Below are 12,159 nucleotides of genomic sequence, written 5' to 3' on the forward strand. Positions count from 1 at the left end.
ATTCCACCTTCATCCTTCCGCCTTCAACCTTCCAGAGGGGATGGTTTCATTCCACCTTCATCCTTCCGCCTTCGACCTTCCAGGGGGGGTGGTTTCATTCCACCTTCATCCTTCCACCTTCAACCTTCGCACGGGCTACGCCCGTGCGAGCACCCACACCTCCACCCTTTCCACCCCCGCCCTTTTCAGCACCCGCGCAATCTCGTCCACCGTGGAGCCGGTGGTCATCACGTCGTCCACCAGTGCCACGCTGCGCGGCGGGTGGGCGGCGAGCACAGGGGCGATCTCGAAGGCGTGGCGCACGTTCCTGCGGCGTTCCCGGCCGCGGAGGGTCTGCTGGGGCGGGGTGGGCACGACCCGCCGGATCAGGGCGGGTGCCAGCGGGATGTCCAGTGTCCGGGCAAGCGGCCGGGCCAGCTCGAGCGCCTGATTGAAGCCCCGCTCACGCAGGCGGCGTGGGTGGAGCGGCACGGGCAGGATCAGGTCCGGCAGGGGTGTGGGTGCCGAGAGCGCCTCGGTCCACAGTTGAGCCAGCAGCCGGCCCTGTGCGAGGCGTCCGCGGTACTTGAACGCGGCCACCAGCCGATCCAACGGCGGACCGTAGTGAAAGGCGGCCCGGGTGGCATCGAAAGGTGGCGGGCGACGCAGGCAGGCACCGCACACGGGGCCGGCCCCTTCGGGCAGCACGCGGGCACACAGACGGCAGCCGCGGGTGAACCAGGGCAACTCGCACCGGCACGGCGCGCAAATGTCCAGGTCGTCGTGCCCCGGTGCGCGGCACACCATGCACAGCGGCGGGTAAAGCACCCGCAGCAGCGTGTCCATCAGGCCCGCGGTCCATTGGGCCGTGTGCTTCAGTGTCGTGCCATCCATGTNNACATGGATGGCACGACACTGGTGTCCCTGTCAGCCTCATTGGCCTTCCTGTATATTGGCCGGCTCCGACGACCGACCACTCTACCACCCTGTCATTGCATGGCGAAGCGTGAACCCAAGATCGTGCCGGCGCGTTCCGCGCGGGCGGCGGCCCAGCTGTTTAATTACGGGAACATCGTTGCCGTCCTGATGCCGTTCCCGCTGATCATCTTCTGGTTCGGGGCCTCGATGCTCGTCTACGCAATGAACCGGCATCACCCCAACGAACGCGTGGGCTACTACACGCAGCAGGCGGCCTACCGGTTTTACGGGATCATCGGCGCGCTGATCGTGGTGGGCACCTTCTTCCCGCCCCGGGTAAGCTACTTTCTGGCCTATTGGGCGTTCACCGCGGCGGTGCTGATTCCGTGGTCCATCATCGACATCATTCGCATCAACCGGGAAGAATGGCAGGACGTTGTCATCCCCGAGGAGTAAAGGCATGAGCGACATCCGTCACGACTGGCAGGTGGAGGAGATCCTCGAACTGATGGGACGCCCCTTCAACGACCTTCTGTTCGCGGCCCAGTCGGTGCATCGCGCGCACTTTGATCCCAACGCTGTGCAGGTCAGCACCCTACTGTCGATCAAGACCGGCGCCTGCCCCGAGGACTGCGGCTACTGCCCCCAGAGCGCCCACCATGACGTGGCGCTGGAGCGCGAGCGCCTGCTGCCCCTGGACGAGGTCCTGGAGGCCGCGCGCAACGCCAGGGCCCATGGTGCGAGCCGCTTCTGCATGGGCGCGGCGTGGCGCAATCCCACGGACAGAAACCTGGAGCGCGTGGTCGAGATGGTGGAGGGTGTCAAGGCCCTGGGGCTGGAGACCTGTATGACGCTTGGCATGCTCACGGAGGCCCAGGCCCGGCGCCTAAGGGAGGCGGGTCTCGATTACTACAATCACAACCTGGACACCTCGCCGGAGTTTTACGGGCAGGTGATCACCACGCGCACCTACCAGGACCGGCTGGATACCCTGGCTCACGTGCGCGAGGCGGGCATCAGCGTCTGTTGCGGGGGCATCCTGGGCATGGGCGAGTCGCGGCGGGACCGGGCACGGCTGCTGCAGCAGTTGGCGAACCTGCCGAAGCACCCGGAGTCGGTGCCCATCAACAATCTCGTGCAGGTGGAGGGCACACCCCTTGCCGGGACCGAGGCCCTCGATCCCTTCGAGTTCGTGCGCACCATTGCTTGTGCACGCATCCTCATGCCGCGCTCCCACGTGCGCCTGTCGGCGGGCCGGACGCAGATGAACGACGAATTGCAGGCCCTGTGCTTCCTTGCCGGCGCCAACTCCCTGTTCTACGGTGACAAGCTGCTGACCACCCCCAACCCGGCCGAGAACCACGACCGGGCCCTGTTCGAACGCCTCGGACTGCATCCGCTGGAGGCCACGGACGATGGCGCGTCCTGCGAGAACTGCGGCGGAGAGGACATCCACGCGGCCTGACCCGGACCGCGCTTCGCTTCATCCGGGCTGCCGGGGTGAGGGTTGAAGGATGAACGCACCGTTGCTGCACTCATGAGCGACTTCAAGGACCATTTCGCCCCCGTGTCGGATGCCTACGGGCGTCACCGGCCCGGCTATCCCCCCGAACTGTTCGATTGGCTGGCGGGGCTTGCGCCCCATCGTCGACTCGCCTGGGACTGTGCCACCGGCACCGGGCAGGCGGCGGGCGAGCTGAGCCGGCACTTCGACGAGGTCCGCGCCACGGACGCCTCGGCACGACAGATCGACACGGCGGAGCCGCGACCGGGCGTCACCTTTGCCGTCGCCCCGGCCGAGGCCAGCGGCCTTCCCGACCACAGTGCGGCGCTGGTCACGGTCGCGCAGGCGCTGCACTGGTTCAATACGGATGCGTTTTACGCAGAGGTGTGCCGCGTGCTCTCCTCCGGCGGCGTGATCGCCGTCTGGAGTTACGGGCTTCTTGAAACGGGCGACGCGCGAATCGATGCGGCGCTTCTGAGCTTCCATGATGCGGACATGGGACCGTACTGGCCCCCCGAGCGCCGCCACGTGGTCAACGGTTACCGGGACCTGGCCTTCCCCTTCCAGCAGCTGGATACCCCCGAGTTCGCCATGCAGTGTCACTGGAATCTGGAGCAACTGACCGGCTACCTGGGTACCTGGTCCGCGGTCGCGCGTTGCCGCGACGCCACCGGAGAGGATCCGGTCGAGCGCCTGCGCTCAAGACTGGACCCGATCTGGGGCGATCTCGCCCGGGTGCGCCAGGTGCGCTGGCCGCTGGCCCTGCGGGTGGGGCGCGTGCCCTCCGCTGCTGCCCATGCGTGACCTGGCGGCGCAACTGGAGGCGCGCCGCAAGCAGGGGCTTTACCGTGCGCGGCGTATTCTCGAGGGGCGGCAGAAACCGCAGCAGACGGTGGACGGGCGCGAGGTCGTCGCGTTCTGCTCCAACGACTACCTGGGGCTGGCTGCGCACCCCAAGGTGGTGGCGGCCTTTCGAAAGGCCGCGGGGGTCTACGGGGTCGGCGCCGGCGCGGCCCACCTGGTGAACGGGCATACCCGCGCACATCATGCACTGGAAGAAGAGCTTGCGGCATTCACGAACCGCGAACGCGCGCTGCTGTTCTCGACGGGCTACATGGCCAACCTCGGCGTGGCCCAGGCGCTGGCCGGGCGCGGAGATCACGTTCTCGAGGATCGCCTGAACCACGCATCGCTGATCGATGCCGGTCTGGTGTGCGGCGCCCGCTTCCAGCGTTACCGCCACGCCACCGGCGTGGACCTGGCCCAGCGGCTGGCATCCCTGGACGCCACCGGTGAGCGCCTGGTGCTCACCGACGGGGTGTTCAGCATGGACGGCGACCTGGCGCCCCTGCCGGAACTCGCGCGCATCGCCGAGGCGCACGGCGCCTGGCTCATGGTGGATGACGCCCACGGGCTGGGGGTGCTGGGTGCCACCGGGGCCGGCAGTCTGGAGCATTTCGGGCTCGACGCCCGGCGGGTGCCGATTCTCATGGGGACCCTGGGCAAGGCGTTCGGCACGGCCGGCGCCTTCGTGGCCGGCAGCGAGGCGCTCATCGAGACCCTGATCCAGTCCGCCCGGACGTATGTCTACACCACGGCCATGCCGGGGGCGCTGGCCGAGGCCACCCGGGCCAGCCTGCGCATCGTGCAGGACGACACCAAACGTCGGGAAACCCTGTTCGCCCTGGTCAAGCGCTTTCGCGAGGGCGCCGCCCGTATCGGCCTGCGGCTCATGGACAGCATCACCCCCATCCAGCCCATCCTCGTTGGCGACAGCGCCCGGGCCATGGCCCTGAGCGATCAGTTGCTGGAGCAGGGGCTGCTGGTGCCCGCCATCCGACCGCCCACGGTGCCGGAAGGCACGGCGCGCCTGCGGGTCACGCTCAGCGCGGCCCATACCAGGGGTCAGGTGGATCGCCTGTTGGAAGCGCTTGAAACAGCCCACGAGGCTGTTGCGCCCGACTGAAACAAACACGACTCTCGTGGTTTTTTGGCAGGCTCCCTGCCCCGTCATCGCCTTGATTCCTCCGATTCGCGGGGCTAGGGTAAAAAAAGCAGGCATCAACCGATCCCCGGCACGCCCTGCGCTGCGAACATCGCAAACCCCAGGACGGGGCCGTTCCCAAACCCCCGTGACCCGGGTTCCCGCTCGTCGGACCCCGCGCGTACAACGGAGAGTCGCTTGATCAACGGTCGATCCCAGAAGCTGTCATTGCGTATTGCCTCCCTGTTTGCCGGATTGCTGGCGTTCATGGTGGTTTGGGCCGCACCAGTTCATGCGGAGGCACCGGCTCCGACCCTGAGCGTGAGCAATGATCTGGCCCGCGCCGGGTATTACCAGTTGCGCTGGTCGCTGGATGACGTGGACGTGGTGCACTACCGGGTGGAGGAGTCCACTGACGCCGACTTCCGCGAAACCGACGTGCTCTATGAGGGCGCCGACCGTGCCACGGTGATCAGCGGACGCAGCGATGGCACCTTCCACTATCGCGTCCGCGCGGAACTGGCGGACGGCACCCGGACGGACTGGAGCGACCCGCAGGCGGTGCAGGTGGCGCATCACCCGTTCGGGCAGGCTGTGTTCCTGTTCATCCTGGGCGGCGTAGTCTTTCTGGCCACCGTTATCCTGATCATCGCGGGCACCCGCGCCGACCGGCGCGAGAGGCAGCGCGCATGAAGTTCTTTGCCATGATCCCCGGGGTGACCCCATGAGAGTCCAGGAAACTGCTGTCCTGGATCCGGGTCTGGCATGGCTGCTGATCGCCATCTTCACGGCCTTGTACGTGGGCCTCGGCGTCTGGTTCGGGCGGCGCGACAAGGAGCTGGACCAGTTCGTGCTGGCCGGGCGCAAGGTGGGCCTGGCCGTGGGCACGGCCACCGCCATGGCCACCTGGGTCACCAGCAACACCACCATGATGGCGCCCCAGCTGGCCTACCAGATCGGCATCTGGGGCATGATCGGCTACGCCTTCGGCTCCGTGGGCCTGCTGCTGTTCGCCCCGCTGGCGAAGCGCATCCGCACCCTCATGCCCTACGGCTACACCAGCGGCGACTTCGTGCGCCTGCGCTACGGCAATCTGGGCTGGCGGGTGTTTCTCGCCATCTCCGTGTTCTACAGCTTCGGCTGGCTGGTGAGCCTCGGCATGGCCGGCGGAGTGCTGATCCATGCGCTGTCGGGCATCCCCTACTGGCAGGGCATGACGGTGATCCTCGCCGCGTGTGTCTCCTACACGCTGATCGGCGGGTTCCGGGCGGTCATCGGGACGGACTTCATCCAGTCCATACTGATCCTCGTCGGTCTGGTGGTGCTCGCCTGGCTGGTCATCGGCGGCGTGGGCTTCGACGAGATCCACGTGAGCCTGGAGCTGGAGCGCCCGGAGCTTCTCAACCTGCTCATGCCGGCGGCGATCATGTTTCTGTTCAACAACCTACTGTTCGGCGTGGGCGAGATCTTCCATTCCAACGTGTGGTGGACACGGGCCTATTCCTTCCGCAAGGGCGTGGGCATGTGGGCCTACGTGCTGGCCGGCATCTTCTGGCTGCCCATTCCCATCGTTGCCGGCTTCGTGGCGCTGGCTGCCCCTTCGCTCGGCGTGAACATCCCGGCGGCGGACATGGTGGGCCCCATCGTTGCCTCGGAGCTTCTGGGCCTGACCGGGGCGATCATCGTGCTGGTGATGGTGTTCGCGGCACTGGCCTCAAGTCTGGACTCCCTGCTGGCCGCCACCGCCATGCTGGTGGTGCGCGACATCTATCATCGCCATTTCCGTCCGCAGTCCTCCGCACAGCACCTGCGCACGGCCACCAAGGTCACCATTCTGCTGCTGGGCGTGATCGCCTGGCTCTTGTGTCTGCCGCGCATCACCACATTGGCGGAGTTGCTGCACTTCACCGGCGCGTTCGTGGCCAGCACCATCTGGCCCATCGCCGCCGGGTTGTACTGGCGGCGCACCAACCGCCTGGGGGCGACGGCCGCCATGGTGCTCGGCAGTGCCGCAGGCATCACCGCGTACTTCCAGATCGGCTTCTACGTGGCCGCGCTGGTCGGCGCGGCCGTGTCCATGGTGATCGTGCTGGTCACCACCTGGCTCAGGCCCCAGGATTTCGACTGGGAGCAGCTCAAGGAGCCGCCACCCGATGAACACTAGTGAGGATCGAAACGCATGGCCCCTGTAGAGTTCCTTGGATTCTTGGTGACGGTGGCCACCGTGCTCACCACCCTGTCGGTGTTTGTGCTGGTGGGGCTGTTGGTGCGGGATTGGGTGAAGGGAACCTTGTGGTGAGATTCTGTTCCGGGGCGTCTGTGGTCCGAGGTTGGCACCTGGGGCTGCCGGATTGTCTGCTGGAAAGGCAAGGGCCGACGTCAAAAGCCGAAGTCAAAAGCGCTTCGAACCCCGCTGCGCGGGGCTCGAGTTCCTTTCTTTGCTTGTCCAAAGAAAGGAACCAAAGAAACGACACCCGGAAGTCTCGCCCCTTCGGGGTGCCCTGCGCGCTGGGGCATTGCGGGGGGTCGATCGACAGGCCATCCATGGCCTGACGATCGACGCGCCGCATCCATGCGGCGCCCCTTCGGGCTTTTTCCCCGCAACACCCCCGTGCTCGGCGAGCCATACGGGAAAGGTCAAAACCCCCTCGTTCAGCATGAGCGAGGCACTTGGTCCTGGTGGCCTTGGGTTTCCCTGTAGGAGGCCGGCCCTCCGGCCGAACCAGGGAGGGCACGGAGATTAAAGTGGGCACCGAAATCAACATTGTTCCGATGTCACTCGAAGCGCTGTTGACCTTCTCCCCTATGGCGCACCGAGTAGCGCAGGCTTCGAGGGTATAAGCCCGAAGGGGCGCCGCAAGGATGCGGCGCGTCGGCACTCAGGCCATGGATGGCCTGTGTGCCGACCCCCTCGAAGCCGAGCAACGCAGGGGACCCCCGAAGGGGGTGCGACATCGGGGTGTCGTTCTTTTGGTTACTTTTCTTGGACAAGCAAGAAAAGTAACTCGGGCCGGCTGCAAGCCGGGTCGAAACGCCTTTGATGTTGAATTTCGTTTGGATCAACCACCAAGCTGGCTCGAAACGCCCTTTGAAATCGGCGCAGAACCCACCACCTAATCCCAGTCCATCACATCCACCACCAACTGCACGTCCTCCAGATATCTCAAAGCGGGGCGCGGCAGATCGATCACGTAACGGGCCCTGACCCCCGGCGGCGGGTCTTCGGTGTCCGGTTCACGGGTGATGGTGTCGTGGTTCTGCCAGCGATAGACGAAGGGCTTTTCGGCCTTCTCGTCACCCAGCGCCAGTTCCAGTCGGTCATCGAGAAAATGGTCGCCCTCGAAGCGTGACGTGGTGAACAGGCGCTCGCGCTCGTAGTGGGGCTTGATGACCAGGTCCACCACCCAGCGCGAATACTCGTCGCCCGAGGCCGCGCGATGGTCGCGGCGGCATTCCCTGTAGGCGAACAGGTAGCCGGTGTAGAGCACCGGGTCCTTCCCGCCCGAGGGCACAAACGTGTCGCCCGCTTCTGACAACGATATCTGTTCCGCGGTGAATTCGCGCTCGTTGCGCATGTCCAGGTATCCGGCGAGTCCACGGATGCTGATGCCTACCTCCACCGTGAGGTAGCGCAGCACATCGCGCCGGTCGGTGCCCGGCAACCGTCCGGATACGCGGCCGAAGCGGAGCCGTGCCTGGAAGGCGGCGTTGCCGAACAGGAAGCGCCGCAGGTTCTGGTATCCCTCCTCGCTGTTCACCACCCCCAGTGGACCGGAATGGGCACGATGGATGTAGGCGCGCGGCCCGGCATGGATGTAGGCGTTCTCCGTGAGCACCAGCCCGTCGCTCTTGGCGCCCACGGCGAGGCGCGAGCCGCCCACCACGTAATCGGCCGCGTTGGTGCCGACCAGGCTGAAGGTGTGATTCAGGGCCGGCGCGTAGGGCTGAGGCCGGTAGACGTTCGGATCGTCGTTGCTTCCGAGGCCCAGATAGCCGCGCATGTAGCGCGGCGTGAACTGGTCCTCGCGCAGCCCGCCGGTCATCTCACGAACCCAGTTCACCGGCCCCAGCGCATTACGAAAGCGTATGCCCCGGTGCGGCGTACCGAAGGTGAACAGCTTGTTTACGGTGACCGTCTTCAGCAGCTCGGGGTCGATCCCCGGGTTCTTGTCCGGCGCGGCATAGTCCTCGAGGAACTTCGCGTTCTGCAGGTAGCAGCGGCAGATCAGGCCGCCCATGCTGTGAGCCACCAGGTTGACTCGGAAACCCTCCGGATCCCCGCAGGCCACGCGCACCTTGTTGAGAAACATCAGCAGGCGCACCGCATACTGGGGGAACACCGGCCGCTCCTCGTTGAACAGGGACGACTCCGGGTCGTAATAGCGGAAGATCCACAGCGTGCGCCGCCAGTCCGTCTTGCCGGGCACGCTGTCGGGGATGGGCTCTCCACGGGTGTCGGCGAACTGCCCGAAGGCGTCCACGTAGTCGTGGTCCTTCATGAGCCGGATCACCGGGCTTTCGAAGATGTGCATCTCCGGATCGTGTCCGCCGCCCTGGCGGTACTGCGTGGAACCCAGGTTGAAGCCGTAATAGGGCAGATTGAAGGTCTCCTCCACGGCCTTGGAGGTCATCGCGTAGCCGCGTACGTAAACCACGGGGCAGGTGTTGCTCACGAAAGCGTCTCCTTGCTTTGGTTGGGGTGACAATGCATGCGCAGCCGGTGCGACCCGGGTCTTCCTCTTGCGTCCTGTTCGGGCGGCGGTGGGGTGCAGCGGGTCGAGACGTGGGGGTCTGGGACCGGGCTTTCAAGCTGAGCATAGGTCACGGATGCGAGTGCGGCAAAGCGCGCATGAACCGCCGTGAATTCGGCCGACCGTCGGCCGGCTCCTTTGCGCCGGATCGCCTATGCTCCAGGGTGTCCGCCCCGCCATGAAACGGAGGATGCCACCATGAGCCAGGTTGTTAAGGAAGTGTTGTCCGCCAATGCCGATTACGCAGCGAATTTTGGTGACAAGGGAAAGCTCCCCATGCCCCCGGGGCGAAGGTTTGCGGTCCTCACCTGTATGGATGCGCGGCTGGATCCAGCCAAGTACGCGGGACTTGCCGAGGGGGATGCCCACGTGATCCGAAATGCCGGTGGGCGCGCCAGCGATGACGCCATCCGCTCCCTGGTGATCTCGCATAAGCTCCTGGGCACCCGGGAGTGGTTCGTGATCCATCATACCGATTGTGGTATGGAGACCTTCACCAACGATGTCATGGCGGATCTGCTGGCCAGTAGTCTGGAGACCGCCAGCCTGGATGCTGGCGGCTGGCGCGATACGGGGCAGGGACCGGGTTCTCCCGAGGGCCGCTACATCAACTGGCTGACCATTGCCGACAACGCTGCCAGCGTTGTGGAGGACGTCCGGCGCATCAAGGCCCACCCCCTGGTGCCTGGCTACATCCCCGTATATGGCTATATATACGATTGCCGTACGGGAAGGCTGGAGGAGGTGAAGGAAGCGACGGAGGCAGGCAAGCCGGCCTGATGGTCATCGCCGCGCCGTGCGAGCTTCCGGTGCTCCTGCCCTCTTGAGTCGACGGACTGTGGCGCCTGTTTTAATGATGCGCGGGATACGTCGGATTAATGACGTGGATCGCCCGGTCGCACAGCTCGTTTCGGTTTCTCGTAGACGGGCAGATCGTTGGGAAGGTCGGCCAGCGTGATTTCCTCGCGCGCCGGGGCAATGGGATTCGTGTCCGATTGACGCTCTCGTATGCGTGGACTACAAGTAGTATTCACTGGGGGCTGCCCCCGGTACTTGGTTCGCCGGATTGTGGATCTTGGCCCCCAGAAGGAGGCCAAGCCATGTCTGCCACGAAACCGTTCACCCGACGTGATTTCCTGCGCACCGGCGCAGTGCTCGGCGGTGCCGTTCTCCTCTCTCCGGTCACCCGGTTCATCTCGCCTGCGCACGCAGGCCTCAGCAGTGTCCCGGTCGTTGATCGCCTTGACGTGCATGTGGTCGTGGATGCCTATTACGACCTGCTGGCAGCCGATGAGGAACGCCCGAAGCTGGAAGTCAAACGGACACGGGGGCCGGTTCATGCGCAGCATGGCCTGGCGCTGTTCCTGGAATCGAAGCTGGGCGACGAAACCAAGTACGTCATGTTGGACTTTGGCTGGACACCTGACGCCCTGATTCACAACTTGCGGCTGATGGGAATGGATGCCCCCGAACTCACCGACGCACTGGTAGTCAGCCATGGACACGCGGACCACTTCGGCGGCCTTATGAAGTTCGTAGAGCAGCAGCCCGAAGCGAAGCGCCGTGGCATGCACTTGTATCTGGGCGGAGATGACGCCTTGTGCCACCGGTGGTCGCGTCGGCCCGACGGTTCCCGCAGGACGTTCGGCGTCCTGGACCGTCCCGGTCTGGAGGCAGCGGGCATCGACATTACGCTGGCGCCGGATGGTGCGGTGGTGGCAGGCCATGGGTTTACATCAGGAGTCATCGAGCGAAGCAGCCCGGAAGAGGTGCTTGGCAACACGCTGGTCGAAGTGGGCGAGCGCGATGGCGTCGGTTGCACCGGTGCTCAGCACCAGGCGCACTTCACCGAGGAGGAGCTCAAGGGCAACTTCCTCTTCGATCATCACTGGGGCGAGCATGTCACCGCCTATCACGTGAAGGATCGCGGCCTTGTGGTCATGACTTCCTGCGGGCATGCAGGACTCGTCAACTCGGTACGGCAGGCGCAGAAGGCCTCCGGAATCGAGAAGGTGCATGCAGTTATGGGTGGTTTCCACCTCGCGCCTGCTAAGACGGACTACGTGGAGAAGGTCATCGACCTCTTGGTCGCCGAGGCCGACCCGGATTACATCGTGCCCATGCACTGCAGTGGCGCCAACTTCTCCAATGTCATGGCGCACAAGTACCCGGAGAGGCTGGTCAATTCGTACGTAGGGACGCGTTACATCTTCGGCGCCGCCTGAAGACTTTCGCCGGTGGGCAGGGCGCGGCGACTCGGCGTGAGCCGGGTCGCGTGTCCCCCTGTATCTGTGACCAATGTCAGTCGCAGCCGGCGGCCGTGTCCTTTATTGAAAGATGGCCGCCTCGCGCATCACGCGCCCTTCCATCGGGGCAACTCGCGGCGAGAGGCTTCCACATGAATGCATCCGACGAACCTTCGCGGATGACGCTTGGACGCACGGCCGCGGGCGTGGCCGGTCGGGGTCTCAGCGGCTGCCCCGCGGATCCTTGCCGTAGAGTGCGCGTAGCTCCACCTTGGCCTGATCCAGGATCGCGCGGCGCGCTTCGGGAAGGTTGCGTCCCGCGCGGTTGATGTAGAAGTTGAGCATGGACATGGCGGAGCGAAAAGGCGCGCTCTTGCGCCGTGTGCTCTGCTCGGCTGAACGCTTCAGGGAACGCGCGATGGCGCGCGGATCATCCAGCGAAAAGACGCCCGGCTCCAGGTCCAGCGCGTTGCTGGTTTGCGTCACCTCGCCGGACCATCTGCGCGCCTTTGCCGGGCCCTTGCGGGCCGTTTCCGCAGGTGATGTCCGCCTGCGCTTTTTCCCCTCACTGCTCGCTTTTGCGCACATGCTCGAAGGTGCCGTGAATGTCGCTTCGCCACGAGGAGAATTTACCCGCTAGATCCTCGTCGGGGAAGTAAGGCGGCGAAGCGCTCTGGACAGGACACTGCTCGGGGCCGGACGCAGGAGGCCCGCCCTCGGGCCGAAGCCGGAGCGTATCGTGGCACGGCCGTTCGCGGCGGGGGCGCCGCTCCTACG

The 12,159-nt window shown here is 65.4% G+C and carries 11 protein-coding genes; 8 read left to right on the plus strand and 3 right to left on the minus strand.

The genetic code is table 11. The features are described from left to right. Nucleotides 1-135: 135 nt before the first annotated feature. Entirely contained in the window at nt 136-873 is a 738-nt protein-coding gene (locus B1C78_RS02320) for a ComF family protein (protein WP_175628206.1), read from the minus strand. Between the two features lie 102 nt (nt 874-975). Between B1C78_RS02320 and B1C78_RS02325 the strand changes: the two genes are divergently transcribed. The 6 genes from B1C78_RS02325 (at nt 976) to B1C78_RS02350 (ending at nt 6,549) form a co-directional block, all read left to right on the plus strand. Further along, nucleotides 976-1,353, plus strand: coding sequence for a hypothetical protein (locus B1C78_RS02325; RefSeq protein WP_077277531.1), 378 nt, complete (start codon nt 976-978; stop codon nt 1,351-1,353). Between the two features lie 4 nt (nt 1,354-1,357). Continuing rightward, nucleotides 1,358-2,362, plus strand: coding sequence for a biotin synthase BioB (bioB, locus tag B1C78_RS02330; RefSeq protein ID WP_077277532.1), 1,005 nt, complete (start codon nt 1,358-1,360; stop codon nt 2,360-2,362). Nucleotides 2,363-2,434: 72 nt separating this feature from the next. Continuing rightward, nucleotides 2,435-3,205 carry a class I SAM-dependent methyltransferase gene (locus B1C78_RS02335; protein ID WP_077277533.1) on the plus strand — a complete coding sequence of 257 codons (771 nt, stop codon included), beginning with the start codon at nt 2,435-2,437 and terminating at the stop codon, nt 3,203-3,205. Further along, nucleotides 3,198-4,367, plus strand: coding sequence for an 8-amino-7-oxononanoate synthase (gene bioF, locus B1C78_RS02340; RefSeq protein ID WP_077277534.1), 1,170 nt, complete (start codon nt 3,198-3,200; stop codon nt 4,365-4,367). The genes B1C78_RS02335 and bioF overlap by 8 nt, the downstream gene beginning before the upstream one ends. A gap of 216 nt (nt 4,368-4,583) precedes the next feature. Beyond that, nucleotides 4,584-5,078 (plus strand): hypothetical protein, encoded by a 495-nt coding sequence (locus B1C78_RS02345; RefSeq protein WP_077277535.1) that lies wholly within the window; start codon nt 4,584-4,586, stop codon nt 5,076-5,078. A 31-nt stretch (nt 5,079-5,109) separates the two neighbouring features. Then, nucleotides 5,110-6,549 (plus strand): sodium:solute symporter family protein, encoded by a 1,440-nt coding sequence (locus tag B1C78_RS02350; RefSeq protein ID WP_077277536.1) that lies wholly within the window; start codon nt 5,110-5,112, stop codon nt 6,547-6,549. A 949-nt stretch (nt 6,550-7,498) separates the two neighbouring features. Here the strand turns inward: B1C78_RS02350 and B1C78_RS02355 are convergent. After that, nucleotides 7,499-9,058 carry an esterase/lipase family protein gene (locus B1C78_RS02355; RefSeq protein ID WP_077277537.1) on the minus strand — a complete coding sequence of 520 codons (1,560 nt, stop codon included), beginning with the start codon at nt 9,056-9,058 and terminating at the stop codon, nt 7,499-7,501. A 276-nt stretch (nt 9,059-9,334) separates the two neighbouring features. Between B1C78_RS02355 and B1C78_RS02360 the strand changes: the two genes are divergently transcribed. Together B1C78_RS02360 and B1C78_RS17725 are read left to right on the plus strand one after the other, a co-directional pair. Continuing rightward, nucleotides 9,335-9,916, plus strand: a complete 582-nt coding sequence (locus tag B1C78_RS02360) for a beta-class carbonic anhydrase (RefSeq protein ID WP_077277538.1) — start codon at nt 9,335-9,337, stop codon at nt 9,914-9,916. A 320-nt stretch (nt 9,917-10,236) separates the two neighbouring features. Beyond that, nucleotides 10,237-11,361, plus strand: coding sequence for an MBL fold metallo-hydrolase (locus B1C78_RS17725; RefSeq protein ID WP_217697986.1), 1,125 nt, complete (start codon nt 10,237-10,239; stop codon nt 11,359-11,361). Nucleotides 11,362-11,604: 243 nt separating this feature from the next. Here the strand turns inward: B1C78_RS17725 and B1C78_RS02370 are convergent, their stop codons facing one another. Continuing rightward, entirely contained in the window at nt 11,605-11,970 is a 366-nt protein-coding gene (locus B1C78_RS02370; protein WP_077277540.1) for a DUF3175 domain-containing protein, read from the minus strand. Between the last annotated feature and the right edge of the window lie 189 nt (nt 11,971-12,159).

This window comes from Thioalkalivibrio denitrificans, from assembly GCF_002000365.1.
Lineage (GTDB): Bacteria > Pseudomonadota > Gammaproteobacteria > Ectothiorhodospirales > Ectothiorhodospiraceae > Thioalkalivibrio_A > Thioalkalivibrio_A denitrificans.

Coding starts and splice junctions, on each gene's coding strand:
- B1C78_RS02320 (WP_175628206.1), bottom strand. CDS start 873: ATGGATGGCACGACACTGAAGCACACGGCCCAATGGACCGCGGGCCTG.
- B1C78_RS02325 (WP_077277531.1), top strand. CDS start 976: ATGGCGAAGCGTGAACCCAAGATCGTGCCGGCGCGTTCCGCGCGGGCG.
- bioB (WP_077277532.1), top strand. CDS start 1,358: ATGAGCGACATCCGTCACGACTGGCAGGTGGAGGAGATCCTCGAACTG.
- B1C78_RS02335 (WP_077277533.1), top strand. CDS start 2,435: ATGAGCGACTTCAAGGACCATTTCGCCCCCGTGTCGGATGCCTACGGG.
- bioF (WP_077277534.1), top strand. CDS start 3,198: ATGCGTGACCTGGCGGCGCAACTGGAGGCGCGCCGCAAGCAGGGGCTT.
- B1C78_RS02350 (WP_077277536.1), top strand. CDS start 5,110: ATGAGAGTCCAGGAAACTGCTGTCCTGGATCCGGGTCTGGCATGGCTG.
- B1C78_RS02360 (WP_077277538.1), top strand. CDS start 9,335: ATGAGCCAGGTTGTTAAGGAAGTGTTGTCCGCCAATGCCGATTACGCA.
- B1C78_RS17725 (WP_217697986.1), top strand. CDS start 10,237: ATGTCTGCCACGAAACCGTTCACCCGACGTGATTTCCTGCGCACCGGC.
- B1C78_RS02370 (WP_077277540.1), bottom strand. CDS start 11,970: ATGTGCGCAAAAGCGAGCAGTGAGGGGAAAAAGCGCAGGCGGACATCA.